Raw genomic sequence first — 25,812 nt, 5'->3', positions numbered from 1 at the left:
ATCGTGTATTTCGGTTGTTCGCTCCCAGACGCCCTTCAGAACAACGTGACTCCGCCGATCTCCTTCATGACTCTCATGCAATGCAGCAGTGAATGCTGCGTTTTCGAACAAGTACGTTCTCGGGAAGTAAACAAAATGCGAGTGCAACTCCTCACCGCTGTACCTTTCGTTCTCTCCGTCGGCTTTGCGCAGGCACAAACCTTGCCAGAAGCCATGCAGAAGGCCATGGACGTTCATCCCGAGGTGCAGGCAGGCGTCAACGCCCGCATTGCCCAGGACTATGCAGTCCGTGCGGCCAAGGGTGGTTACCTGCCTCGTGTGGATGTCACGGCGGGGTACGGCAGAGCGGGTTCGGACACGCCAACGACGCGTGCGCAGAATGACAACAATCATTGGCAGACGCTGAACCGCGGCGAGTCTGCCATCCGTTTGCGTCAAATGCTATTCGACGGGTTTGCGACAAGTAACGAAGTTGGGCGTCAACAAGCCACCGCAAACTCGCGCGGTTACTCTTTGCTCAACACCTCCGAGCGTACTGCGCTGACAGTTGCGCAGGTCTATATCGATGTTCTTACCCAGCGCGAGATGGTTCGCCTGGCGCAGGAAAACCTTAAAAGTCACGAACGTATCTACGACCAGATCAAGTTGCGCACCAGCCGCGGTGTCGGACGAATGGCAGATATGGATCAGGCCGATGCCCGTCTGGCTCAGGCCCAGAACAACCTGATCACCGAGCAGACCAACCTGGCCGACGCCCAGACCAACTACCTGAGCGCCATCGGTCAGTTGCCTGATCAACTGGAAAAGCCGGCGCCGTTCGCCCTGATGCCGGCGGATCTGGAAGAAGCTCGCCGTCAGATGCTCGAGAACAGCCCTGTGCTGCGTTCGGCCGAATCTGACATCGCTGCTGCCGAGAAACAGTACGACGCTGCCAAGTCCTCTTTCTACCCACGTTTCGACTTCGACCTGGGTCGCAACGCCGACAACAACGTCGGTGGCGACGAAGGCCACAATAATGGCTGGGAAGCGATGGTGCGCATGCAGTTCAACCTGTATGCCGGTGGCAGCAACAAGGCCGACCTGTCGTCCAAGTCCTACCTGGCCAGCCAGGCACTGGATATCCGCAACAACGCACTGCGTCAGTTGAACGAAGAACTGGGCCTGGCCTGGAACGCCTACAACAACGCTTCCCAACAAGTGCCTATCGCTCAGCAGTACGTTGATCGGGCCACCAGCGTCCGTACGTCGTATCAGCAGCAATTCAGCCTCGGAGAGCGTACCCTGCTCGACCTGCTGGACAGCGAGAACGAGCTGTTCACCGCGCAACAGCGTCTGGTGCAGCTGCAGAGCCTGAAAACCTACACCCAGTACCGCATTCAGGCTGACATCGGCACCCTGCTGAAAAGTCAGGGCGTAGTGGCTCCGCTGGCATCGGTTGTGCAGAATGATATAAAGCCGACAGTCAAACTGCCGGGTATGAACTGATTCTTGACGCGCTCGCGTCAGGCGCCAGATTCTTTTAATTGCTTAAAGAGAGTGTCAGCGTGGACTTGGAATTACCTTCTGCCCTACTAGGTCATGATCCGCGTAGTCAGCATGATGATCCGTTGCTCGATGGTCTGCTGACACTCTGCGCCTTGCATCAAAAACCGGCGAGCCGGGCGATGTTGAGCACCGGCCTGCCGTTGCCCGACCAGCGCCTGAGCGCCGAGCTGCTGCCCCGTGCTGCGGCTCGCGCCGGTTTGCAGGGGCGTCTTCTGGTCCGCAAGCTGGAACAGATCCCTGAAATCGCCTTGCCCGCCATGCTTCTCCTTAAAGAAGGCCGCTGCGCCGTTCTGCTGGGATGGAATGGTGATGTTGCACGGCTGCTGATCAGCGAAAGCGACGGCGGCGAAGTGACGGTCGAGCGTGAAGCGCTGGCCAAGGATTACAGTGGCAAAGTGTTCTTTGCCCAACCGCAACACAAATTTGACGTGACCATGGGCTCGCTGATTCCTCGCGCGCGTTCCTGGTTCAAAGACACCCTCAAGCTGTCGCGCTGGCTGTACGCCGATGCGATCGCTGCCAGCTTCGTGATCAACCTGATCGCGCTGGCTGCACCGCTGTTCGTGATGAACGTCTACGACCGCGTGGTGCCCAACCAGGCCACCGCAACCCTGTGGGTGCTGGCGGCCGGTATCTGTGGCGCCTACCTGTTCGACCTCTTGCTCAAGGGCCTGCGCAGCTTGTGCCTGGACCTTGCCGGCAAGAAGACCGACCTGATCATTTCCGCGACCCTGTTCGAACGTATCGTCGGCATGGCGATGAAGTTCCGTCCGGCGCGGGTCGGCAGCTATGCCCAGAACATTCATGAGTTCCAGGGCATGCGCGACTTCTTGACGTCGCTGACCCTGACCAGCCTCATCGATCTGCCGTTCACCCTGATCATCCTGCTGGTGATCGCGCTGCTGGGCGGGCATCTGGTGTGGATTCCGATCGTCGCGTTCCCGCTGGCGCTGGGCATTGGCCATTTCCTGCAAAAGCCGTTGACCGCAACGCTGGAGCGCACCATGGCGCTGGGCGCCGAGCGCCAGTCGAGCCTGATCGAAACCCTCGCCGGGCTCGATGCGGTCAAGGTCAACAACGCCGAGAGCGAGCGTCAGTACCACTGGGAACAGACCATCGGCACCCTCAGCCGTCTTGAGCTGCGAGTCAAGATTCTGTCTGGCCTGGCCATGAACCTGACCCTGCTTATCCAGCAACTGGCTGGCGTGGCCATGATCTGCTTCGGCGTCTACATGATCATCGACGGCAACCTCAGCATGGGCGGCCTGGTGGCGTGCTACATGCTCAGTGGCCGCGCGCTGGGCCCGCTGGCGCAGTTGTCCGGTCTGCTGACCCGTTACCAGCAAGCCAAGGTGACCATGGTTTCGGTGGACCAGATGATGGAGCTGCCGCAAGAGCGCAACTTCGAGGAGCGTCCACTCAGCCGTCAGGTCCTGCAGGGCGCGATGGAATTCCGCGGGGTCGATTTCACCTACCCGAACCAGGAACAACTGGCCCTCAAGAACATCAACCTGGTGATTCGTCCGGGCGAGAAGGTCGGCATCATCGGCCGCAGCGGTTCAGGCAAAAGCTCCCTGGCCAAGCTGCTGGTCGGCCTGTATCAACAGGATGAAGGCTCGCTGCTGGTCGACGGTGTGGACATCCGCCAGATCGACGTCAGCGAACTACGCCACAACGTCGGTTACGTCGCTCAGGATATCCAGCTGCTGGCTGGTACCCTGCGCGACAACCTGGTTTCGGGCGCCCGTTACGTCGATGACGAGATGGTCCTGCAAGCCGCCGAACTTGCCGGCGTGCACGAATTTGCCCGCCTGCATCCGCTCGGTTACGACCTGCAAGTGGGCGAGCGTGGCCAGAACCTGTCCGGTGGCCAGCGTCAGAACGTCGCCCTGGCCCGTGCGCTGTTGCTCAACCCGCCGATTCTGCTGCTGGACGAACCGACCAGCGCCATGGACAACACCGGTGAAGAGCGCCTCAAGCAGCGTCTGCAAGCCGTTATCGAGAAAAAGACCGTGATTCTTGTGACACACCGGGCCTCGTTGCTCTCTCTGGTGGACCGCCTGTTGGTGATCGACCGTGGCCAGATTCTTGCCGACGGTCCGAAAGCCGCCGTGATGGAAGCGTTGAAGAAGGGGCAGATCAGTGTTGCTTAAATCGGGTCCAAACTCCGGCGGCGGTATCTTCGGCTACTTCAAGGGCTCGCCATCGCTCGACGGCCAGCCGATGCCCGAAGTCAAGAAAGCCCTGGTCGATGACGCACCGCGTATCGTGCGTATCACCATCTGGTCGGTCATCCTGTTTTTCGTGTTCCTGGTGCTGTGGGCCAACTTCGCGGTGATCGACGAAGTGACCAAGGGTGAAGGCAAGGCGATTCCTTCGACCAAGATCCAGAAAATCCAGAACCTTGAGGGCGGCATTGTCGCGCAGATCTACGCCCGTGACGGCGAGATCGTGGAAGCTGGCGCACCGTTGATTCGCCTGGACGACACGCGCTTTGCATCCAACGTCGGCGAAACCGAAGCTGATCGCGTGGCCATGGAGCTGCGCGTCGAGCGTCTGAGTGCCGAGGTCGATGACCGTCCGCTGAACATCAGCCCGGAAGCTCGCAAGTCCGCGCCCAAGCAGGCGGCCAACGAAGAGTCGCTGTATCAGAGCCGTCGTCAGCAACTGGTGGACGAAGTGGGCGGCCTGCAACAGCAACTGATTCAGCGCCAGCAGGAACTGCGCGAGTTCGGCTCCAAGCAGGAGCAGTACCGCAACAGCCTGAACCTGTTGCGTCAGGAGATCGGCATGTCCGAGCCACTGGTGGCTCAGGGTGCGGTATCGCCGGTGGATATCCTGCGGCTCAAGCGCTCCGAAGTTGAAACCCGCGGCCAGCTGGACGGCACTACCCTGGCGATCCCTCGGGCCCAGGCGGCCATCGCCGAGGTTCAGCGCAAGATCGACGAGACTCGCGGCAAGTTCCGCAGTGACGCTCTGACTCAGCTCAACGAAGCCCGTACCAACCTGTCCAAGGCGCAGTCCACGGCCAAGGGCCTGGAAGACCGGGTCAACCGCACCATGGTCACCTCGCCGGTGCGCGGTATCGTCAAGCAGATGCTGGTCAACACCGTGGGTGGTGTGATCCAGCCGGGCAGCGACATCGCCGAAATCGTGCCGCTGGATGACACGCTGCTGGTGGAAGCACGCATTCGTCCGCAGGACATTGCGTTCCTGCATCCGGGCCAGGAAGCGATGATCAAGTTCACCGCCTATGACTACACCATTTACGGTGGCCTCAAAGGCAAGCTGGAACAGATCGGCGCTGACACCATTCAGGATGAAGAGAAGAAGAACACGTTCTATGTCATCAAGCTGCGTACCGACCGTAGCCACCTGGGTACTGACGATCATCCGTTGCTGATCATCCCGGGCATGGTTGCCTCGGTGGACATCATCACCGGCAAGAAGACCATCCTCAGCTACCTGCTCAAGCCCGTCCTCAAGGCCCGCGCCGAAGCCCTGCACGAGCGCTGATCGCCAGACCCGCCGGCGGCGCACCCAAAATCGCCCCGCCGGCAAGCCGTGCTGCTACGGTTCCGCGAACAATCCTGAACCCGGGGCTCGACGCGGTCCCCGTAGCAGTCCGGCTCGCCGGCGATGGCGCCATCGAAACCGCCATCGCCAGCAAGCCGTATTGTGCGGGCGATCCGATATCCCGGACTCGGCGCGGTCCCCGTAGCAGCACGGCTTGCCGGCGGGGGCGCCTTCGAGATCGCCATCGCCGGCAAGCCGGACTGCTACGGTTTTATAGGTGATCCGATATCCGGTGTCGGTCGCGCCTCCCGGATCACTTACCGCGCTTGCTGTCGATCCTTATCAACCGTCCACCCTCGAACCGCAGGTACTGATACATCCCGTTGTTCGGGCCGTAGATCCATTCCTGAACCTGCACCTGATCGACCTGGCGGAAGTGGTTCACCGTCTCTTTGTAGCCGATGATGTCCTGGCTGATCGGCTGGCCGCATTTCTGCTGCACTTCGAACATTCGGTCGCCAGCGCTGATCAGCTGGCTGCCACAACGCAAGGTGTCCGCCTGGCTCAGGTCGCTCAGTGCGGCGAGGCCGATCATCGCGATGCATCTTGTCAAAACGCTTTTCAAGTGTCGTTACTCGCTGTCCAGATGCAGGGGGCTGATGACGCGGCCGTCTTTTTCCGGTTGGCCGAGGGCGGCATCGACGAAATAGACCCGGTCATCGGCCAATTGTCCCTTGTCCACCAGATAGTCCTTGATGCTGCCGGCACGGGCCTGGCCGAGCTGGCGCAGCAGCAGGGCGCTGGAACTCCAGGATTTGAGCACCGCCTCGCGCAGTTTGTTCTGGCGCTCTTCCTTGCCAAGATCGACCCACTCGGCCGGTGGCTGCTGCTTGAGCCGGGTACGATAGATCCCGTCCAGCATCGGCGCTTTTTCATCGTCAGGCACCTTCAGGTCCGCCGCCTGGGCCGGAACCTTGTCGCCACGACGCTGCAGGATCTTGTAATACGTGCTCTGGTACTCACGCTCCAGCCGCTGCTGGGCAATCAGCGGACCATCGCTGGCCTCGGCGCTGGTCCCTTCGATTTCCAGCCGCAGCGTCGGGCGTTTCTGCAGGGCCTGGGCGAGTTTGTCCAGCGACGCCTGCGCCTCCGGGCTCAGCTCATCGGAGCCCGCCGCGAAGGCCACCGTGCCCAAGTCTTCCGAGCCACCGCCACTGATGAGCCCGCCAATCAGCTTGAAGGGTGCGGCCGCAGCCTTGACGATCAGGTTGCGCAGCGTCTGCCAGACAATGGGCATCACGCTGAATTGCGGATTGTTCAGGTCCCCGGTCACAGGCAGCTCGATGGAAATCTTGCCATCGACGTCCTTGAGCAGGGCAATCGCCAGTTTCAGCGGCAGGTTCACCGCGTCGGGGCTGTCGACTTTCTCACCGAGTTGCAGTTGCTCGACCACCACCTTGTTCTCGGCCTTTAGCTGACCTTTGGTGATCAGGTAATGCAGGTCCAGGTTCAACCGGCCCTTGCGAATGCGATACCCCGCAAACTTGCCGGAGTAGGGGGTGAGGGTGGTCAGTTCGACACGCTTGAAGCTGGTGGCGATGTCCAGGCTGGCCAGCGGGTTGAACGGGTTGAGCGCGCCCTTGATGGTGACAGGCGCATAGCGGTCGACCTTGCCCTTGATATCCACAGGCGCCGGTTTGTCCTGGCGGTTATCCAGGGTGCCGATGGTACCGTTGAGCTGTTGCACCGCCGTGGCGAAGTTGGGGGTGAGACTGAAGTCGGCGAAATTGGCCGAGCCGTTGTTGATGTTGACCTGACCGATGTGTATGCCCATCGGTTTGTCCGCAGTTTGTGCCGTCTTGGTCTGCGCAGCCGGTTTCACTTTCGTCGCGGGGGCCGGCGCACCATCGGCCGGTTGCGGAATCAACAGGTCGTCGATGTTGGTGGTGCGGTCTTCGGCGATCATGAAGCGGGCGTAGGGCTGGTCGAGGTTGATCGTCGCAATGCTCAGACTGTCGCCGAGCTGGAAGTTCAGGCCATCGACATTCAGGCGCTGCCATTTGACGAAGTCCCGGGACTTGAGGGTATCGAGCGTGTGCAACTGATCGACCTGCGCCTTGCCGGTGATGCCCAGCGCCAGCGGCTCGGTGCTTTTCAGGTCAACGGCCAGATCGGAATTGAGCATGCCGCTGCGCACTTCAAGGCGAATGAACGGCGTGACATAGGATTGCGCCACCCGCAGGTCGATGTCGCGGGTGGTGACGTTGAGTTTGGTCCACACCGGCGCGAGGTTGACCTGGCCTTCTGCGGTGACCTTGCCCTGCTTGCCCAGGCCCGTGTCGAGCTTGATGTTGAAAGGTGACTTGTTGAGGCTGTCGAAGCCGGTCATGTCCAGGTTGAGCGGGCCGACCTCCAATGCCACCGGCTCCTTGGGCGCCTTGTCTGCCAGATGAATGCGGTAATCGCGCAGTTGGATGTCGCGCAACAGCACCTGCCAGGGCTTGCTCGGCGCTGCCGGCTGGCTGGCAGTCGTTTCGGCACCGCTGGCGGTGGCTGGCTGCTTTTTCTCGGTCTCGGCTTTTTTCTGCTCGGATTTCGACGGCTGGCTGGCAAACAGTTTCTGCCAGTCCAGTTCGCCATCGGCTTCCCGCGCGGCCCAGGTTTCCAGGCCCTGACTGCGAATCTTGCCGACAGTGACCAACTGCCTGGCGAGGTCGATCGAGGTGTCGCTGACTTCAAGATTCTTCAGGCGCGCCAACGGGCGGCCGTCCGGCGCGTCGATGGCGAAGGGCGCGACCTTCAGTGAAGTCTTGTCCAGCAGCAGTTCGGTTTCCTTGGCCAGGTTGAGCTTGTAATGGGTTTCGAGGCTCAGCACGCCATCCTTGAGCACCAGGGGCAGGGCGTCGCGCACGTAAGGCCACCAGGCTTTCATCTTGCCGTCGGTGATTTTCAGCGTGCCCTCCGAGGAGATCGGCACCAGGCTGATACGGCCCACCCAGTCGATCTGCCCCCCCGCAGGGCCTGCGGCTACCAGGGTCATGTCGGCGTTGTCTTCGGGCAGGGTGCTGAGGTTCTTCAGGTCGAAGTTGAGCGCGTCGTAGAGAAACTCGATGGGCTCGCTTGGGCGCAGGTCCTGGAAGTGCACGTAACCGTCGGCCAGCCTGATGGCGTCGATGCGTAGCGGGAAGGGTTTGGCAGGCGGCTCGTCAGGCTTGGTGGGTTCGCTCGCAGGCAGTTTGAACAGGCCGGCAAGGTTGAGTTTGCCGTCCTTGGAAAACAGCACCTCGGTCTTGGGTTTGTCCAGGTGCACGGCCGCCAGATGCAGCGCCTTGGTCCACAGGCTGTCGATCTGCAGGTTCGCGTAGAGCCGTTCGAAACCGATCTGCTCCTTGCCCGGTGCGCCGATGTTCAGGCCCCAGAGCGTCACCTCCAGTGTGTAGGGGTTGAGCTCCAGGCGCTCGAGTTTTGCAGGCTCGGTGGAATATTGCGCCAGTTGCTGGTTGATCACCCGCAGGGCGATGCCGGGCAAAATGAAGAAGCCCAGCATGCTGTAGATGGCGAAGACGGCCAGCAAGGCGCCAATGGCGCGTTTCAATCCTTTGGGCATGTAGTCGCCAACTCTCTCGATATGAGGTGCCTTTGAGTATGGCACGCCAATCTGGTTCCAGACGCTACACCCTCAAACCTTGTGGGAAATTTCCTCGCGGCTTGTGAGTGCTCAGAGTTGCAAGATCAAGGTCTTGAGCGGCGGCTGTTGGTCCTGCGACGGAAAGTCGGCGCCCGGCGTAAGCACCTGGCAATCGCGGACCGGCCGGCCAATCTTGCTGGCGCAGCGCAGGACCTGATCGCGCCAGTCGTCCATGGAAACCTTTGCCAGGTTGTTGCAGCAGATCAGCACGCCGTTCTCGGCTGTGGTCAGCAACGCCGGCTTGAGCAGGCTCTGATAGTCGCGCAGCAGGTCGACCGTGCCGAACGCACTCTTGGCCCAGGCGGGCGGATCGAGCAGCACCAGGTCGAACTGGCGCTGCTCAAGGCGCGTGTAGCTGGGTAGTTTCTGACCGCGACGGGACGCAATCGGCAAGCCGGCCAGTTGGCGAATCGCCGGGAAGTAATCCGACTGGATGAACTGCATGGTTGGCAGTTGCGGGTTCAGTTCGCCGTTTTCCCGACCCACCGCCAGGTTGCCCTCGGCGAAGTCCAGGTTGCACACCTCACTGGCGCCACTGGCCGCCGCACTCAAGCCGACGCCACAGGTGTAGGCGAACAGGTTGAGCACACTCTTGCCTTTGGCGTGGTCCTTGACCCAGCCGCGCGCGTTGCGCAGGTCCAGAAACAACAGCGGATCCTGCCCGGCATGGCGGCCGCGCACGCGATAATTCAGGCCCCACTCATGGCCGACCAGATCGACCAGCGCGGCATCGTCGGCTTGATAGACAGGGTCTGTACGATCGATCCGCGAATTGCCCTGGGAGCGGTCGTTGTAGACCAGCATCAAGTCCAGCCCCAGCCGGGCATTGATCGCAGCGTGGGCGGCCAGCAGCGATTCGCGGTCCAGGGTGCTGTGGAAGGTCTGCACCAGCAACTGAGGGCCGTAACGGTCGATGGTCAGCCCGCCCGCGCCTTCCTGACTGCCGTGAAACAGGCGATAGCAGTCAGTGCCTTGGGCGTGCAGCTCGGCGAGCAGAGATTGACGGTTGTCGAGGGCGACGCTGAGCGCCTGATTCAAGGAAGACATGCTCGGCGCCTTGGGGCAGGAATAAGGCGCGCCATTCTAGCAGTTTGGTTATTGCCGGTGTTGCGGTCCACACATGGCCTGTAGGAGCGCGCTTGCCCGCGATGGCGGTGTGTCAGACAACATCGTCATCGCAGGTTTATCGCCGTCGCGGGCAAGCGCGCTCCTACGGGTCCTGGCGCCATTCCTGAACCTTTCCTGAAGCCCTGCGCAATTGTCCTGGCAGACCTGTAACAGCGGTTTACTCTCTAAAAAGCCGGGCGTATTCTTCGCCCGTTTTCAACAGATGCGGAGACCCACAGTGGGTACTTGTTCGAGTGACAGACGTCAGCCGGTTTCGATGACCGGCCAATCCTCGGCAAGATAACGCGCAGTCTTTTCACTGCCGTTATCTCGCCGACAAACGCGAGAAACGGCAGTGCCGCCCCGTCCGACCGGACCGGGCTTCTGTCCTTTCCCTGACGCCTCATAGCGTAACGAACGCGCGCGGTCTTTTCTGGCCGTGCGGGTCAGCCTGTCGTGCGCCGTTCCTTGTGAACTGCGCGCGAGCGGTCGGCCGTGCCTGCCTGAGTCTCTTGAGTAGTAGCCCTTTAGACCAGGGGACAACACCATGAAACTCTTCGATTTGAAGTTCGCACTCCTGAAAGAGTTCTTCGCAGGCTTTCTGCGCACTCGCCACATTGCCCGGCATTTCCGCCGCCTGGCGATGCTCGACAGCCTGACCGATGCCACGGTCAGCCGCGAAGTGCCGCCAACCTTGGCGCAGACCCTGACCCGTGGCGCCGGGAGCGAAGTGCCCGAATTGCTTTCCCGCCTGGGCAGCCATCCTGACGGCCTGACCGAAGAGCAGGCTCTTGAGCTGCGTCAACAGCACGGCCTCAACGAAGTCGAACACGAGCAGCCGCTGCCATGGTGGGTGCACCTGTGGCACTGCTACAAAAACCCGTTCAACCTGCTGCTGACCCTGCTCGCGTTCATTTCCTGGCTGACCGAGGACATGAAGGCCGCCACCGTGATTTTCTCCATGGTGGTGCTCTCGACCCTGCTGCGTTTCTGGCAGGAAACCCGCTCCAACCAGGCGGCCGATGCACTCAAGGCCATGGTCAGCAACACCGCGACCGTGCTGCGTCACCACGAATCATCCCAGGGCGACGCTCACACCAACGGCAAACAGCACCGCGTCGAACTGCCGATCAAGCAGTTGGTGCCGGGCGATCTGATCGTGCTTTCGGCCGGTGACATGATTCCCGCCGACTGCCGCGTGCTCAGCGCCAAGGACCTGTTCGTCAGCCAGGCAGCCATGACCGGTGAATCAATGCCGGTGGAAAAATTCTCCCGCCGTCAGGAGGTCGACACCGGCAACCCGCTGGACCTGGAAAACATCCTGTTCATGGGCACCAACGTGGTGTCGGGTGCCGCCACCGGGGTGATCCTGGCCACCGGCAACCAGACGTACTTCGGTGCCCTGGCCCAGCGTGTCAGCGCCACCGACCGCGCGCCGACTTCGTTTCAGGCCGGGGTCAACAAGGTCAGTTGGCTGCTGATCCGTTTCATGTTCGTCATGGCGCCGCTGGTGCTGTTCATCAATGGCTTCACCAAGGGTGACTGGATGGAGGCACTGCTGTTCGCGCTGTCCATCGCCGTAGGCCTGACCCCGGAAATGCTGCCGATGATCGTCACCTCGACGCTGGCCAAGGGCGCGGTGTTCCTGTCGCGCAAGAAAGTCATCGTCAAACGCCTGGACGCGATCCAGAACTTCGGCGCCATGGACGTGCTGTGCACCGACAAGACCGGCACCCTGACCCAGGACAAGATCTTTCTGGCGCGCCACGTCGATGTGTGGGGCGATGAGTCCGATGACGTGCTGGAAATGGCCTACCTGAACAGCTACTACCAGACCGGCCTGAAAAACCTGCTGGATGTGGCGGTGCTGGAACACGTTGAAATTCATCGCGAGCTGCAAGTCGGTACGGCGTTCAGCAAGGTCGATGAAGTACCGTTCGACTTCACCCGTCGGCGCATGTCGGTGGTGGTTCAGGAGCAAGGCCAGCCGCATCTGCTGATCTGCAAGGGCGCCCTGGAAGAGGTGCTTGGCGCCTGCAATCGCGTGCGCCATGGCGAGGTCGATGAAGCGCTGACCCCTGAACTGCTGGAGCGCATTGTGCAGGTCACGGCCGAGTTCAACGACGAAGGCTTGCGTGTCGTCGCTGTCGCCGCTCGTGCAATGGAAGCCGGGCGGGACACCTATGGTCTGGCCGACGAAAGCGACCTGACCCTGATCGGTTACGTGGCGTTTCTCGATCCGCCCAAGGAAAGCACCGCGCCTGCGCTCAAGGCACTGGCCGAACATGGTGTGGCGGTCAAGGTGCTGACTGGCGACAACGAGCGCGTCACCGCCAAGATCTGCCGCGAAGTGGGCCTGGAACGTCAGGGCCTGTTGCTGGGGGGCGATGTTGAACGCATGAGCGATGCCGAGCTGGCTGTGGCCGTGGAAACCACCAACGTGTTCGCCAAGCTGACGCCTTCCCACAAGGAACGCATCGTGCGGCTGCTCAAGGCCAACGGCCACGTGGTGGGCTTCATGGGTGATGGCATCAACGACGCGCCAGCGCTGCGCACCGCCGATATCGGGATTTCAGTGGACAGCGCGGTGGACATCGCCAAGGAAGCGGCGGACATCATCCTGCTGGAAAAAAGCCTGATGGTGCTGGAGGAGGGCGTGCTGGAAGGGCGTCGCACCTTCGCCAACATGCTCAAGTACATCAAGATGACCGCCAGCTCCAACTTCGGCAACGTGTTCTCGGTACTGGTGGCCAGTGCGTTCATCCCGTTCCTGCCAATGCTGCCGATGCATCTGCTGGTGCAGAACCTGCTGTACGACATTTCGCAGATCGCCATTCCGTTCGATAACGTGGACGAGGAACTGCTGAAAAAACCGCAACGCTGGCAGCCTGCGGACGTGGGGCGTTTCATGATGTTCTTCGGGCCGATCAGCTCGATCTTCGACATCACCACCTTTGCGGTGATGTGGTACGTGTTCGGCGCCAATACACCGGAGCATCAAACCCTGTTCCAGTCGGGCTGGTTCGTGGTGGGACTGCTGACCCAGACGCTGATCGTGCACATGATCCGCACCCCGAAAATCCCGTTCCTGCAAAGCCGGGCCGCGATGCCGTTGATGGTGATGACAGGGGTGATCATGGCCGTCGGGATCTTCCTGCCGATGGGGCCGCTGGCGCACTACTTCAAGTTGCAGGCATTGCCACCGCTGTACTTCGTCATCCTGCCGGTGATTCTGCTGGCGTATGTGGGGCTGACTCAGGCGGTGAAGGGGTTCTACGTCAGGAAGTTTGGGTGGCAGTGAGCTGATTCCCATGCCTTGGGCGAACTGCAGATGAGGAACCCTGTGGGAGTGAGCTTGCTCACGAAGGCGGAGTATCAGCCACGGAAGTGTTGTGGATGTACCGGCCTCTTCGTGAGCAAGCTCACTCCCACAGGTCTTTAATCCTCGCGGATTGGATTCACCGCGCGAGAGCCAGCGCAACTCCCTGACCACCACCGATGCACAGCGTCGCCAGACCCTTCTTCGCATCGCGCTTGATCATTTCATGCAACAAGGTCACCAGCACGCGGCAGCCCGATGCACCGATCGGGTGGCCGATGGCGATGGCGCCGCCGTTGACGTTGACCTTGTCCATGTCCCAGCCCAACTCCTTGCCCACCGACAGCGACTGCGCGGCAAACGCTTCGTTGGCTTCGATCAGGTCCAGCTCGTCCAGAGACCAGCCGGCCCTGTCCAGGCAGCGGCGGGTGGCGCTGACCGGGCCGATACCCATGATCGCCGGGTCCACGCCAGCATTGGCGTAGGCGGCGATGCGTGCCAGCACCGGCAGGCCCAGTTCTGCAGCCTTTTTTGCGCTCATCAGAATCACCGCCGCGGCACCGTCGTTCAGCGACGAGGCGTTACCGGCGGTCACGGTGCCATCCTTCTTGAAGGCGGGCTTGAGTTTGGCGAGCGACTCGGCGGTAGTGCCTGCACGCGGTTGTTCGTCAGTGGCGAAGGGGACCGGGTCACCCTTGCGCTGTGGAATCAGGATCGGCGTGATCTCATCGACGAAACGCCCGGCTGCGATGGCCGCAGCGGCTTTCTGCTGCGAGGCGGCAGCGAAGGCGTCTTGCGCCTCGCGGCTGATCTCGTACTTGTCCGAAAGATTCTCGGCAGTGATGCCCATGTGGTAGTCGTTGAAGGCATCCCACAGGCCGTCGCTGATCATGGTGTCGACCATGGTCGCGTGGCCCATGCGCAGTCCGGTACGCGCGCCCGGCATGACGTAGTTGGCCAGGCTCATGCTCTCCTGGCCGCCAGCAATGATGACCTCGGCGTCGCCGCAACGAATGGCCTGGGTGCCCAGGTGCAGCGCCTTGAGGCCTGAACCGCAGACCTTGTTCAGGGTCATCGCTGGCACCGCGAACGGCAGGCCGGCCTTGATCGACGCCTGGCGCGCAGGGTTCTGCCCGGCACCCGCAGTGAGGACCTGGCCCATGATGACTTCGTCGACTTGCGCAGGATCCAGGCCGGTCTGCGCCAGCAATTGGCGAATGACCGCAGCACCCAGATCAACCGCAGGAATATTCGCCAGCGAACCCTGGAAACTGCCGACGGCAGTGCGGGTAGCGGCAACGATAACGACGTCTTGCATGATGCGGATCCTCATTGTTGTAGGTTTCGAGCGCTGGGCCGATTGAAGCGAAGACGATTATGGTGGCATGAATGGGCATCAACGGAAATTCAAACCACGCCCATCCTGCGCCTGGCACGGTGCACCGATGCGTTGCGTACGGCCCATCGCAATACCGGTGCCGTGCGGTTGATGCCCGTTCGAATCATTCTGCGCCTGAACGCACTGAACTCGATACCGAACATCGCGCTGGCCCACTGCGGCAGCAGCTCGATGCCGGCCTGCATCATCAGCTTGCCCATGGGCCTGGCCATCCGGCTGGGGGCCGGGGCGTGGCGAAGCACGTGCAGCACCTCGAAGGTACGTTCGTCGCACAGCAATTGCGGACGCATCTGTTCAAGGTAATCGGCAATGGCACAGGCGGATCGCGGTACATCCCGGGCACCCAGACGCTCGGCCACCAGCGCGGTCTCGGCGTAGTACCTGTCCTGTTCATCAAGGGAAAGGTCAGGATTCAGATACCGCAGATGAGCCGCCATGAAGCTGCTGACCTCGGCCACATGCACCCATGTCAGCAGCTGCGGATCGTCGGCCTTGTAATGGCTGCCGTCCGGCGCCGTGCCGCTGATCTGTGCATGAATGCCGCGCACCTTGTCGATCAGCCGGTTGGCGTCGTGGGTCGAGCCGAAGGTGGTGCCCGAGACGAACTGCCCGGTGCGCCGCAGCCGGCCGAGCATGTCTTCACGGAAATTGGAGTGGTCCCAGACCCCGGCCAGCACTCGCGGGTGGAGCATCTGCAGCATCAGGGCGCAGATGCCGCCGACCAGCATGCTGGCAAAGTCCCCATGCACCTGCCAGCACACCGCCTGCGGCCCGAACAGCCCGGGATCGCCCTTAGGGTTCTCGATGTCCAGCTGCCCAAGGGCGAGGCCGGTCATGCTCATGACCTGGGTTTCGATGCGTGTGCGGATGAATTCCATGGGGCGTGATCGCAATATTACCTGTGGGAGCGAGCTTGCTCGCGAAGACTGACGTGCAGCCGCTTGAGGAGGTTCGGACGTTACGGCCCCTTCGCGAGCAAGCTCGCTCCCACAGGGTCTGTGCTTGCTCGCGAATTGGGGGTGGGGGCTATCTGTTCAAGCGCTTTTCGATCAAGCCTTCCACGACACTCGAATCGGCCAGGGTCGAAATATCCCCCAGGCTGTCCAGCTCGTTACAGGCGATCTTGCGCAGGATGCGACGCATGATCTTCCCGGAACGGGTTTTCGGCAAGGCCGGTGCCCACTGGATCAATTCAGGCTTGGCGAAGCTGCCGATTTCCTTGCTGACCAGCGCCAGCAATTCCTTCTGCAGGGCTTCATCGGGCTCGACCCCGGCCATGGTGGTGACGAACGCATAAATGCCCATGCCCTTGACGTCGTGGGGGTAGCCGACCACGGCGGCTTCAGCGACGCTGTCATGCAGCACCAGCGCGCTCTCCACTTCCGCGGTGCCGATGCGGTGGCCGGACACGTTGATGACATCGTCCACGCGCCCGGTGATCCAGTAATGGCCGTCCTGGTCGCGCCGCGCACCATCGCCGGTGAAGTAGTAACCGGGGTAGGGCTTGAAGTAGGTCTCGATCATGCGCTTCTGGTCGCCATAGACACCGCGAATCTGCCCTGGCCAACTGGCCTTGATCGCCAGTAAACCGCTGGTCGCGCCTTGCAACTCCTTGCCCTTGTCGTCGAGCAACACCGGTTGCACCCCGAACATGGGCTGGGTCGCGCAGCCGGGTTTGAGCGGCGTGGTGCTGACCAATGGGGTGAGCATGATGCCGCCGGTCTCGGTCTGCCACCAGGTGTCGACGATAGGGCAGCGTTCTTTTCCTACCTGGTGGAAATACCATTCCCACGCCTCGGGGTTAATCGGCTCACCCACGGTGCCGAGCACGCGAAGGCTTTCCCGGCTGGTGCCCTGCAAGGGTTTCGGACCTTCGCGCATCAGCGCACGCAAAGCGGTTGGTGCGGTGTAAAAGATGTTCACATGGTGCTTGTCGATCACCTGCCAGAAGCGCGAGGTGTCGGGGTAATTGGGCACACCCTCGAAAATCAGCGTGGTCGCCCCGTTCGCCAAGGGGCCGTAGACGATATAGCTGTGCCCGGTGACCCAGCCCACGTCAGCGGTACACCAGTAGATTTCCCCGTCGCGGTAGTCGAACACGTACTTGTGGGTCAGTGCGGCCTGCAACAGATAGCCGCCGGTGGTGTGCAGCACGCCCTTGGGTTTGCCGGTGCTGCCTGAGGTGTAGAGGATGAACAGCGGGTCTTCGGCGTCCATCGGCTCGGGCGGGCAATCGTCGCTGATACCGTGCAGGGCTTCGTGGTACCAGATGTCGCGGCCTTCGACCCAGTCGACCTCACCCTCGGTGCGCTGGACCACCAGCACGGTGCTGACGTTCGGGCAGCTTTGCAGGGCCTTGTCGACGTTCTGTTTCAGCGGGATGTATTTGCCGCCGCGTACGCCTTCATCGGCGGTGATCACGGTGTGGCAATCGGCGTCGAGAATCCGGTCGCGCAGGGCGTCCGGGGAAAATCCGCCGAACACCACCGAATGCACCGCGCCGATGCGCGTACAGGCCAGCATCGCGTAGGCCGCTTCCGGGACCATCGGCATGTAGATACACACCCGGTCACCTTTCTTCACCCCGCGCTGCTTGAGCACATTCGCCAGGCGGGCAACGTTGTGGTGCAACTTCTTGTAGGTGATTTCAGCGGATTCGGCAGGATTATCGCCTTCCCAAAGAATGGCCACCTGATCGCCGCGCTTTTCCAGATGACGATCGATGCAGTTGTAACTGACATTCAATTGGCCGCCCTTGAACCAGTTGGCGGCGCCGGTTTTGAGGTCGCATTGCTGCACCTGATCCCAGGGGCGGGACCAGTCGAGAAACTGGCTGGCCTGCTCGGCCCAGAATGCATCGGGCTGTTCGACCGACTGCCGGTACATGCGCTGGTAGTCCTCGGCGCTCAGTTGAGCGGCCTTGCGCGTGGCGTCGGCGTGGGGGAAATCGCTGAGATTGAACATGGCGTCTCCTTTTCTTGTGGCGTTGTGTAGCCGCGACATCTCATCAGAGTAGTTCGAAAACCCATGGGTTCAGCCTCTGTACACATCCCGTAGCAGCACGGCTTGCCAGCGGGAGCGTCGTGTCAGACAAGTATCTGTCACTGACCCGCCGCTCCCGCCGGCAAGCCGTGCTGCTACGGGAGCCAATAAAAAACCCGCCGCCTCTTGCGAGGGGGCGGGTTTCGGATACAGCGATCAGGCTCGATCAGCCGCGGTGACGACCGCGGAAGTAGTTGATGAGCCCTTGGGTCGAGGCATCTTCAGCGGCGGTTTCTTCAGTGCCGACAAGGCGGCTGTAGACACCTTTGCCCAGTTCCTTGCCCAGTTCCACGCCCCACTGGTCGAAGGCGTTGGTGCCCCAGATCACGCTCTGCACGAATACCTTGTGCTCATACATCGCCACCAGCGCGCCGAGACGGCGAGGGCTGATACGTTCAACGACGATGGTGTTGCTCGGACGGTTGCCCGGAATCACCTTGTGCGGCGCCACGCGCTGCACTTCTTCCTCGGACATGCCCTTGGCGCGCAGTTCGGCCTCGGCTTCTTCGCGGGTCTTGCCCAGCATCAGCGCCTGGCTCTGGGACAGGCAGTTGGCGTACAGCCACTGATGGTGGTCGGAGACCGGGTTGAAGCTGACGATCGGCACGATGAAATCGGCCGGGATCAACTGGGTGCCCTGGTGCAGCAACTGGTGATACGCATGTTGGCCGTTGCAACCCACGCCACCCCAGATCACAGGGCCGGTGTCGGTCTTGACCGGCACGCCGTCCTGGCGAACGCTCTTGCCGTTGGATTCCATGTCCAGCTGTTGCAAGTGCTTGGTGATGTTACGCAGGTAGTGGTCGTACGGCAGGATCGCGTGGCTCTGCGCGCCCCAGAAGTTGCCGTACCAGACGCCCAACAGCGCCAGCAGGGTCGGCATGTTCTGTTCGAACGGCGCGTTCTGGAAGTGCTGGTCCATGGTGTAGGCACCGGACAGCAGTTCCTTGAAGTTGGACATGCCGACCGCCAGCGCGATAGGCAGGCCGATGGCCGACCACAGCGAGTAACGACCGCCGACCCAGTCCCACATCGGGAAGATGTTCTCTTCGCGGATACCGAAGGCCACAGCGGCGGCGTTGTTGCTCGATACCGCGATGAAGTGGCGATACAGCTCGGCTTCCGAACCGCCCTGGGCCAGGTACCAGGCGCGCGCGGCGGTGGCGTTCTTCAGGGTTTCCAGGGTCGAGAAGGTCTTGGACGAGACGATGAACAGCGTGGTTTCGGCGCGCAGCTTGCTGGTCAGTTCGTGCAGCTCGGTGCCGTCGATGTTCGCCAGGTAATGACAGCGAACGCCTTTCTGCGCGTAGGACAACAGCGCTTCGGACACCAGCTCAGGGCCAAGGAACGAGCCACCGATGCCGATGTTGACCACGTCAGTGATTGGCTTTTCGGTGTAGCCACGCCACAGACCGTCGTGAATGCGGCCCACCAGGTCGGTGATCTGGTTCAGCACCTTGTGCACTTCGGGCATCACGTTGACGCCGTTGACCATCAGCTTGTCACCCACCGGACGGCGCAGCGCGGTGTGCAGCGCCGGGCGACCTTCGGAGGAGTTGACCAGTTCGCCGTCGTACTGCGCCTTGATGGCGTCCTTGAGGCCCACTTCGTTGGCCAGGTTGACCAGCAACTGGCGGGTCTCGGCGGTGATCAGGTTTTTCGAGTAGTCGAGGAACAGCCCGCTGCTGCTGAGGGTGAAGTTGTTGAAGCGCTGCGGGTCTTCGTTGAACGCATCGCGCATGCTGAAATTCTGCATGGCCTTGCGGTGGTCGTTGAGCGCCTGCCAGGCGGGCAGGGTGGTGACGTCATGAGGAGTGCGGTAGTACGCCATCGCTACGGGGTTCCTTAAACTTGAACTGCCTTTGGACATTGAAAGCCAGACTGTCCGAAGCCTAATCCCCGGACGCGCTTATGTCTGCGCCTGACTTTACCTTTGCTCGGTACTTTTTCTCACAATCTAATGCATGGCCGCCTTTCTCAGGCGAGCTGTACCGGTATGGCATTGCTCGTGTGGCTAAGTTCATTACCCGGTCTGCATGGGTCTGGTAAACCTGGCCGCCGGGTACTGAGCATAGTCGCCATTGCAGACGTGGTGTTTATTCCTTGGCCAGGTGCAGGTTGTCGATCAGCCGCGTCTTGCCCAGGAATGCCGCGCCCAGCACTACCAGGTCGTGGTCGTCTGGCGTTGCCGGACGCAGGGTCACGGCATTGCGGATTTCCAGGTAGTCGGGGCGAAAGCCTGCGGCTTCGAGGGCTTTCCAGCCATCGGCGAGCAACTGCGTGTGGTCCTGCTCCCCATTGTGAAGGGCGTCTGCGATCTGTTTGATGACACGGTAAAGCGCCGGTGCCGTCGCGCGTTCGGCTTCGGTCAGGTAACCGTTGCGCGAGGACAGCGCCAGGCCGTCGGCGGCGCGTACGGTGGGCTCGCCAATGATCTGGATCGGCATATTCAGGTCACGGGCCAGTGCGCTGACGACGGCCAGTTGCTGGAAGTCTTTCTGGCCAAAGATGGCGATGTCAGGCTGGACCATGTTGAACAGCTTGCTGACCACCGTGGAAACACCGTCGAAGTGCCCAGGACGGCTGCCGCCGCACAGGCCTTCGGAGACCACGGGCACGCGGACGATGGTCTGGTCGGCCATGCCGTGGGGGTACATTTCCTCGACCGTCGGCGTGAACAACAGGTGGCAACCGGCTTGCAGCAGTTTTTCCTGATCCGCCGCCAGGGTGCGCGGGTAGGTGGCCAGGTCTTCGTTGGGGCCGAACTGCAACGGGTTGACGAAGATGCTCGCCACCACGAAGTCGGCGCGCTGGGTCGCCTTGGTCACCAGCGCCGTGTGGCCGCTGTGCAGGTTGCCCATGGTCGGGACCAGTGCGATACGTTTGCCTTCGCTGCGGGCGCGGGCAACGGCGGCGCGCAGTTCGCGAACGGTTTTGACAGTGTTCATGCCGAGAATCCGTGTTCTGGTGCAGGGAAGCTGACGCTTTTGACGGCGCTGACATAGGCCGCAATGGCCGACTGAATATCTGGCTGGCCGGTCATGAAGTTCTTCACGAACTTGGGCACGCGGCCGCTGATCGACAGGCCGAGCATGTCGTGCAGCACCAGCACCTGGCCATCCACCGCGCTGCCTGCGCCGATGCCGATCACCGGAATCTTCACTGCGTGGGTGATTTCCTGAGCCAGTTCGCTGGGTACGCATTCCAGCAGAATCATCGCCGCACCCGCTTGTTCAAGGGTGATTGCGTCGGCGCGCATCTGCCGCGCCTGCGCCTCGTGACGCCCCTGCACCTTGTAGCCGCCCAGCACATTGACCGCCTGCGGCGTCAGGCCCAGGTGCGCGCACACCGGGATGCCGCGCTCTGCCAGCAGGCGGATCGAGTCGGCGAGCCACGCCGCGCCTTCGACCTTGAGCATGTGTGCACCGGCCTGCATCAGCGCGGCGCTGTTGGCGAAGGTCTGCTCGGCAGTGGCGTAGGACATGAACGGCAGGTCGGCGAGAATCAGCGCACCCTGGTTGCCGCGCTTGACGCAGGCGACGTGGTACGCCATTTCGGCGGTGGTGACCGGCAGCGTGCTGTCGTGCCCCTGCAGGACCATGCCCAGCGAGTCGCCGACCAGCAGCACTTCTACACCCGCCTGGCTTGCGGTGTGGGCGAAGGTTGCGTCGTAGCAGGTCAGCATGGTGATTTTCTCACCTTTTTGCTTCAGGCCCAGCAGGGACGTAACGGTGATATCTGGCATGAAAAAAGTCCTCGTTCAGGCGCTGTGAACACTACGGCGAGCAACGCGTGATTCATTCGTAAGACACAGGCACACCGTCGTTTCGCGGTGTTTGAAAAAGCCTGTTCTGCGCCTTTTGGCCGGTAGTCCGGCGTTGGGACGCTTATCTTCGTGAGGAGGGGGCGGGAAGTCAATTCCGGGTGTTACCGGTTTGGTCGGGTTGTTACCGCAGGGATGTAACAACCATGGGGATCACACAATCCCGTAGCAGCACGGCTTGCCGGCGGGAGCGGTGTGTCAGCGATAAATATGTGTCTGACACGACGCCCCCGCCGGCAAGCCGTGCTGCTACGGGGTTGGGGATTAGATCCGCTCCAGCCCTTCAAACGGGCAGGCGGCCAGCAGGTCGTCCAGCGCGCGCCCATCGGCCAGGATCAGGCCCGGCGCAAGCTCGGCCAGCGGGTACAGCACGAACGCCCTGGCGTGCATGTGATAGTGCGGGACTTTCAGGCGCGGCTCGTCGATCAGGCGGTCACCGAACAACAGGATGTCCAGGTCCAGCGTACGCGGTCCCCAGCGCTCGAGGCGCTCGCGGCCCTGGCCGTTCTCTACGCCTTGCAGGGCATCGAGCAGCGCCAGTGGCGCAAGACCCGTGTCCAGCGCGGCAACGGCGTTGGTGTAACGCGGCTGGCCTGGGAGCAACGAGTCACTGACATAGAAAGAAGAAACGCCTGACAGGGCAGTCTGCGGCAATTGCGCCAGCGCCTTGAGGGCTTCGCGTAATTGCTCGGCGGGCTCGGCCAGGTTACTGCCCAGGCCGATGTAGACACGTTCCATGTTCATCGTACGCGCTTATTCCCCTGCGTCGGCGCCAGCACGCTTGCGCTTGCCGCCACCGCTGCGACGGCGTTTGCGCGGGCCCTGGCCTGCGGCGTCGGGCTTGCTGCCCAGCTCGCGAATCATCTCGCGGCGCCCGGCCTCATTGGCGTCCTGGTACTCCGTCCACCAATCGCCCAGGCCATCGGTTTCCTCGCCTGCGCCTTCACGCAGCAGCAGGAAGTCGTAGCCAGCGCGGAAACGCGGGTTCTCCAGCAGCAGGTCGGCGCGCTTGCCGGAACGGCGGGGCAGACGCTCCTGCATGTCCCAGATCTCGCGGATCGGCATGGTGAAGCGCTTGGGGATCGCGATACGCTGGCATTGCTCGGAAATCAGCAAGTGCGCCGCTTCCTGCATGGCCGGGATCGGCGGCATGCCGCGCTCTTGCAGGCGCAGCACCAGCGCAGGCAGGGCCGGCCACAGCAATGCGGCGAACAGGAAGGCCGGGGTGACCGGCTTGTTCTGTTTCACCCGCAGGTCGGTGTTGGCCAGGGCATCGCTGATGAGCGTGTGGGTGTAGGTCGGGTTGTGCTCCAGCGCGTGGGAGCTGGCCGGGAACAGCGGATCGAACAACTCCAGATCCACCAGCATCTCGAAGGTCGGCTCGGCATGGCCCGACAGGAACAGCTTGAGCACTTCCTCGAACAGGCGCGCAGCCGGAATGTCGCGCAGCATCGAGGCCAGCGGGCGAATCGGCGTGGCACTGTGCTTCTCGATGCCGAAGTCCAGTTTGGCGGCGAAACGCACGGCGCGCAGCATCCGCACCGGGTCTTCCTTATAGCGCTGTTGCGGGTCGCCAATCAGACGGATCAAGCGATTGCGGATGTCGTGTACGCCGTTGGCGTAGTCGAGCACCCGCTCGGTGACCGGATCGTAATACAGGGCATTGATGGTGAAATCGCGGCGCTGGGCGTCTTCTTCCAGGGTGCCGTAGACGTTGTCGCGCAGGATCCGCCCACTCTCGTTGCGGGACGACTGGTTGCTGTCTTCGTCCTCTTCATCCTGAGGGTGGTTGGCGCGGAAAGTCGCCACTTCGATGATTTCACGACCGAAATGGATATGAACCAGCTTGAAGCGCCGGCCAATGATCCGCGCGTTGCGGAACTCGGCGCGCACCTGTTCAGGCGTGGCGCTGGTGGCGACGTCGAAATCCTTTGGCGTAATGCCCAGCATCATGTCCCGCACGCAGCCGCCAACCAGATAGGCCTGGTAGCCGGCATTTTGCAGACGCTCGACGATGTTCACCGCATAGCGGCTGAATTGGTTGCGTTGCAACGAATGCTGGCTGCTGTTGAGCACTTCAGGCGTTGTGCGCATGTGTTGCTGCGGCTTGGTGCGCAGAGGGGTACGGAATGACTGGAACAGCTTCTTCAGCATGGGATGCACTGTTTGAAGGAATATTCGGCCAATGACAAAGAATGACCGCATGATGGGCGGGGATTCTAGCATTTAGTCGATCAATGGTGTAGGAAGCTGCGCGAACGCCGCCGGGAGGCAGGAAACACAGGGGTTGGACGGTGGTTGCAGGGCAAGGATTTTGTTCTGGAAGCTACTGGGGGAGCCGAAGCTCCCCCAAAGTGCGTGCTCTTATTTTTATTGTCTGTTGGGCTTTTTGTTTTTGTTGAGCGCCCAATTCACGGCATTTCGCCTGTGAAACCTCCCAATCGGGAGTCAAGAGCAAACGGATTGCTTTGGTCGCTGTGCTGCAGTAATCGTTCGATCCAACCAGTTCAGGCTCTACCTTGGGGTAGTTTTTTGTTGTTCTCGGCCTGGTTGCGGGACAAGTCCCAAATGCAACGCCTCTCCAAAAGAATCAGTTAGCTGCGCCTCCGCCGTTTTGTTCTTGTTATGCGTGAGTCGATACGTCTTGTTTTTATTGTGTTTTTTTGCGGGTGACTGATTTTTGTTGTTCTTGTACGTATACATATAGCAGAACCCGTGCCAACTTTTGACGAAAGCGCTGCAGCCCTTTAAAACCGGGGGTGTGGCAAAACGACGCTATCGCGCGCAGTTTTGCGCAGGCCAAAAAAAGCCGGGGCTGCGTTACCGTACGCCCCGGCTTTTGTTACGTTCCGCTTTCGAGGTAACAGTTCTTTTCGAACTTGCTGAAGGCCCTGTGCCAGAGCCTTCGCGCGCCTCAGGTCTCGCTGGCCACGCCGGTCTTGCGCCGTGGAATGCCCAGGCGCTGGCGACGTTCCCACAGGCACTTGCGGCTGACGCCCAGCTTGCGTGCCAGTTCAGTCTCGGTCATGTGGTCCTGATGTTCGAGCACGAAGTGCTGGAAATAATCTTCCAGGGACAGGTCCTCGGTCGGCTCATGGGCGGTGGAACTGGCGCTGGCCGCCTGAGGCGCCAGGCCAATGAACTCGTCCACGTCCAGATCGCTCAGCTCGATGTCGATGCCGAGCAGGTCGGCCGAGATTTCAGGGCTCTCGCAGAGGATCACCGCGCGCTCGACAGCGTTTTCCAGTTCGCGCACGTTACCCGGCCAGGAGTAGTGACGAATCGCCTGCTCGGCATCGGGGCCGAATTTCAGGTCGTTACGGCCAGCCTTGGCGCTCTGGCGGGCGAGGAACGCGTTGGCGATCTCGTTGACGTCGGCGCCACGCTCGCGCAGTGCGGGCAGTTTCAGCGCGATCACGTGCAGGCGATAGTAAAGGTCCTCACGGAACTGGCCGACTTTGGCCAGGCTCTTGAGGTCGCGGTGGGTCGCGGCGATCAGGCGCACATCGACCTTTTGCGACTGCACCGAGCCCACGCGGCGAATCTCGCCTTCCTGAAGCACACGCAGCAGACGCGCCTGGGCTTCGAGGGGCAATTCACCGATTTCGTCGAGGAACAGCGTACCGCCGTCCGCCGCTTCCACCAGGCCCGCGCGACCTGCGCTGGCACCGGTGAACGCGCCTTTCTCGTGGCCGAACAGTTCGGACTCGATCAGGGTTTCCGGGATGGCTGCGCAGTTCACCGAAATCATCGGTGCCTTGGCGCGGCGCGACAGGTTGTGCAGGGCGCGGGCGACCAGTTCCTTGCCGGTCCCGGATTCACCCTGGATCAGCACGTTGGAATCGGTCGGCGCCACCTTGCGAATCTTGCCGTAGAGGTCCTGCATCGGCGGGCAGGAGCCGATGATGCCGATCTCGCCATTGCTGTTGTCAGGGCCCGGCTTGTCAGCCGAAGGCTTGCCGGCAGTGGCGGCGCGTTCTGCCTGGATGCTCTGCACCGTCTGTCGGTCACGCAGGATGCGCGAGACCGCCTGGAGCATTTCGTCGTGGTCGAAGGGCTTGGCGATGTAATCCACCGCGCCCATTTTCATCGAGTCCACGGCCGAGCGCAGGCTGGCATAGCTGGTCATGATCAGGACGGGCTTGCCCTGGCCCAGCTTGATCAGTTCAGTGCCCGGAGCGCCGGGAAGGCGCAGGTCGCTGACGATCAGGTCGAACGAGGGGATGCTGAAACGTTCCTGAGCTTCCTGCACGGATCCGGCTTCACTGACCTGGTACTGATTACGTTCCAGCAGGCGACGCAAGGCAGAGCGGATAATGGTTTCGTCTTCGACGATCAAAATGTGCGGCATTGATTCGATTCTCTCGACGGTC

At 61.6% G+C, this 25,812-nt stretch carries 16 protein-coding genes; 4 read left to right on the top strand and 12 right to left on the bottom strand.

What is annotated here, in order from left to right; genetic code table 11:
• The first annotated feature begins 135 nt into the window (after nucleotides 1-135).
• The 3 genes from NPS29_RS21080 to NPS29_RS21070 are packed head-to-tail and all read left to right on the top strand — an operon-like array spanning nucleotide 136 to nucleotide 5,061.
• A complete protein-coding gene (locus NPS29_RS21080; protein ID WP_274134878.1) occupies nucleotides 136-1,485 on the top strand; it encodes a TolC family outer membrane protein in 1,350 nt (449 codons plus the stop codon).
• A gap of 59 nt (nucleotides 1,486-1,544) precedes the next feature.
• On the top strand, nucleotides 1,545-3,698 hold the full coding sequence (locus NPS29_RS21075) for a type I secretion system permease/ATPase (protein ID WP_274134876.1): 2,154 nt from the start codon (nucleotides 1,545-1,547) through the stop codon (nucleotides 3,696-3,698).
• Nucleotides 3,688-5,061: an HlyD family type I secretion periplasmic adaptor subunit gene (locus tag NPS29_RS21070; protein WP_274134875.1), complete on the top strand. Its 1,374-nt coding sequence runs from the start codon at nucleotides 3,688-3,690 to the stop codon at nucleotides 5,059-5,061. Before NPS29_RS21075 ends, NPS29_RS21070 begins: the two co-directional genes overlap by 11 nt.
• A gap of 313 nt (nucleotides 5,062-5,374) precedes the next feature.
• Here NPS29_RS21070 and NPS29_RS21065 read toward each other — a convergent pair whose 3' ends face one another.
• From NPS29_RS21065 to NPS29_RS21055, 3 genes are all read right to left on the bottom strand, one after another.
• Nucleotides 5,375-5,656, bottom strand: coding sequence for a DUF2845 domain-containing protein (locus NPS29_RS21065; RefSeq protein WP_274134873.1), 282 nt, complete (start codon nucleotides 5,654-5,656; stop codon nucleotides 5,375-5,377).
• Between the two features lie 36 nt (nucleotides 5,657-5,692).
• Nucleotides 5,693-8,668, bottom strand: a complete 2,976-nt coding sequence (locus NPS29_RS21060; RefSeq protein ID WP_274134871.1) for a DUF748 domain-containing protein — start codon at nucleotides 8,666-8,668, stop codon at nucleotides 5,693-5,695.
• A gap of 111 nt (nucleotides 8,669-8,779) precedes the next feature.
• Complete coding sequence (locus NPS29_RS21055; RefSeq protein ID WP_274134870.1) at nucleotides 8,780-9,796, bottom strand: class I SAM-dependent rRNA methyltransferase; 1,017 nt, start codon at nucleotides 9,794-9,796, stop codon at nucleotides 8,780-8,782.
• Nucleotides 9,797-10,418: 622 nt separating this feature from the next.
• On the opposite strand from NPS29_RS21055, the gene mgtA reads away from it, so the two are divergent.
• Nucleotides 10,419-13,157 (top strand): magnesium-translocating P-type ATPase, encoded by a 2,739-nt coding sequence (gene mgtA / locus NPS29_RS21050; protein WP_274134886.1) that lies wholly within the window; start codon nucleotides 10,419-10,421, stop codon nucleotides 13,155-13,157.
• A 157-nt stretch (nucleotides 13,158-13,314) separates the two neighbouring features.
• On the opposite strand, the gene NPS29_RS21045 is transcribed toward mgtA, so the two are convergent.
• The 9 genes from NPS29_RS21045 to NPS29_RS21005 form a co-directional block, all read right to left on the bottom strand.
• Nucleotides 13,315-14,493 (bottom strand): acetyl-CoA C-acetyltransferase, encoded by a 1,179-nt coding sequence (locus tag NPS29_RS21045; RefSeq protein ID WP_274134869.1) that lies wholly within the window; start codon nucleotides 14,491-14,493, stop codon nucleotides 13,315-13,317.
• Nucleotides 14,494-14,582: 89 nt separating this feature from the next.
• A complete protein-coding gene (locus NPS29_RS21040) occupies nucleotides 14,583-15,452 on the bottom strand; it encodes an oxygenase MpaB family protein (protein ID WP_274134867.1) in 870 nt (289 codons plus the stop codon).
• A 148-nt stretch (nucleotides 15,453-15,600) separates the two neighbouring features.
• Nucleotides 15,601-17,538 carry an acetate--CoA ligase gene (gene acs / locus NPS29_RS21035; protein WP_274134866.1) on the bottom strand — a complete coding sequence of 646 codons (1,938 nt, stop codon included), beginning with the start codon at nucleotides 17,536-17,538 and terminating at the stop codon, nucleotides 15,601-15,603.
• A gap of 244 nt (nucleotides 17,539-17,782) precedes the next feature.
• A complete protein-coding gene (pgi, locus tag NPS29_RS21030; protein ID WP_274134865.1) occupies nucleotides 17,783-19,447 on the bottom strand; it encodes a glucose-6-phosphate isomerase in 1,665 nt (554 codons plus the stop codon).
• A gap of 265 nt (nucleotides 19,448-19,712) precedes the next feature.
• Nucleotides 19,713-20,564: a pantoate--beta-alanine ligase gene (panC, locus tag NPS29_RS21025; RefSeq protein ID WP_274134863.1), complete on the bottom strand. Its 852-nt coding sequence runs from the start codon at nucleotides 20,562-20,564 to the stop codon at nucleotides 19,713-19,715.
• On the bottom strand, nucleotides 20,561-21,361 hold the full coding sequence (gene panB / locus NPS29_RS21020) for a 3-methyl-2-oxobutanoate hydroxymethyltransferase (RefSeq protein WP_274134862.1): 801 nt from the start codon (nucleotides 21,359-21,361) through the stop codon (nucleotides 20,561-20,563). The genes panC and panB overlap by 4 nt, the downstream gene beginning before the upstream one ends.
• Nucleotides 21,362-21,703: 342 nt before the next feature.
• A complete protein-coding gene (folK, locus tag NPS29_RS21015; protein ID WP_274134885.1) occupies nucleotides 21,704-22,177 on the bottom strand; it encodes a 2-amino-4-hydroxy-6-hydroxymethyldihydropteridine diphosphokinase in 474 nt (157 codons plus the stop codon).
• A 15-nt stretch (nucleotides 22,178-22,192) separates the two neighbouring features.
• Entirely contained in the window at nucleotides 22,193-23,593 is a 1,401-nt protein-coding gene (locus NPS29_RS21010) for a polynucleotide adenylyltransferase PcnB (protein WP_274134861.1), read from the bottom strand.
• A gap of 760 nt (nucleotides 23,594-24,353) precedes the next feature.
• The gene (locus tag NPS29_RS21005; protein ID WP_274134860.1) at nucleotides 24,354-25,790 is read right to left on the bottom strand and encodes a sigma-54-dependent transcriptional regulator; all 1,437 of its coding nucleotides are present in this window, start codon (nucleotides 25,788-25,790) and stop codon (nucleotides 24,354-24,356) included.
• Nucleotides 25,791-25,812 lie beyond the last annotated feature (22 nt).

Origin of the sequence: Pseudomonas putida (genome assembly GCF_028682175.1) — a bacterium.
In the GTDB taxonomy this organism is placed as follows: domain Bacteria; phylum Pseudomonadota; class Gammaproteobacteria; order Pseudomonadales; family Pseudomonadaceae; genus Aquipseudomonas; species Aquipseudomonas putida_AD.
The sequence above is the reverse complement of the archived record's forward strand: the minus strand, read 5'-3'. Positions and strand labels throughout refer to the sequence as shown.

What these genes read in the sequence shown, in the direction of transcription:
- NPS29_RS21080 (WP_274134878.1), top strand. Translation starts at nt 136, where the DNA reads ATGCGAGTGCAACTCCTCACCGCTGTACCTTTCGTTCTCTCCGTCGGC.
- NPS29_RS21065 (WP_274134873.1), bottom strand. Translation starts at nt 5,656, where the DNA reads ATGATCGGCCTCGCCGCACTGAGCGACCTGAGCCAGGCGGACACCTTG.
- NPS29_RS21060 (WP_274134871.1), bottom strand. Translation starts at nt 8,668, where the DNA reads ATGCCCAAAGGATTGAAACGCGCCATTGGCGCCTTGCTGGCCGTCTTC.
- NPS29_RS21055 (WP_274134870.1), bottom strand. Translation starts at nt 9,796, where the DNA reads ATGTCTTCCTTGAATCAGGCGCTCAGCGTCGCCCTCGACAACCGTCAA.
- NPS29_RS21045 (WP_274134869.1), bottom strand. Translation starts at nt 14,493, where the DNA reads ATGCAAGACGTCGTTATCGTTGCCGCTACCCGCACTGCCGTCGGCAGT.
- NPS29_RS21040 (WP_274134867.1), bottom strand. Translation starts at nt 15,452, where the DNA reads ATGGAATTCATCCGCACACGCATCGAAACCCAGGTCATGAGCATGACC.
- acs (WP_274134866.1), bottom strand. Translation starts at nt 17,538, where the DNA reads ATGTTCAATCTCAGCGATTTCCCCCACGCCGACGCCACGCGCAAGGCC.
- pgi (WP_274134865.1), bottom strand. Translation starts at nt 19,447, where the DNA reads ATGGCGTACTACCGCACTCCTCATGACGTCACCACCCTGCCCGCCTGG.
- panC (WP_274134863.1), bottom strand. Translation starts at nt 20,564, where the DNA reads ATGAACACTGTCAAAACCGTTCGCGAACTGCGCGCCGCCGTTGCCCGC.
- panB (WP_274134862.1), bottom strand. Translation starts at nt 21,361, where the DNA reads ATGCCAGATATCACCGTTACGTCCCTGCTGGGCCTGAAGCAAAAAGGT.
- folK (WP_274134885.1), bottom strand. Translation starts at nt 22,177, where the DNA reads ATGGAACGTGTCTACATCGGCCTGGGCAGTAACCTGGCCGAGCCCGCC.
- NPS29_RS21010 (WP_274134861.1), bottom strand. Translation starts at nt 23,593, where the DNA reads ATGCTGAAGAAGCTGTTCCAGTCATTCCGTACCCCTCTGCGCACCAAG.
- NPS29_RS21005 (WP_274134860.1), bottom strand. Translation starts at nt 25,790, where the DNA reads ATGCCGCACATTTTGATCGTCGAAGACGAAACCATTATCCGCTCTGCC.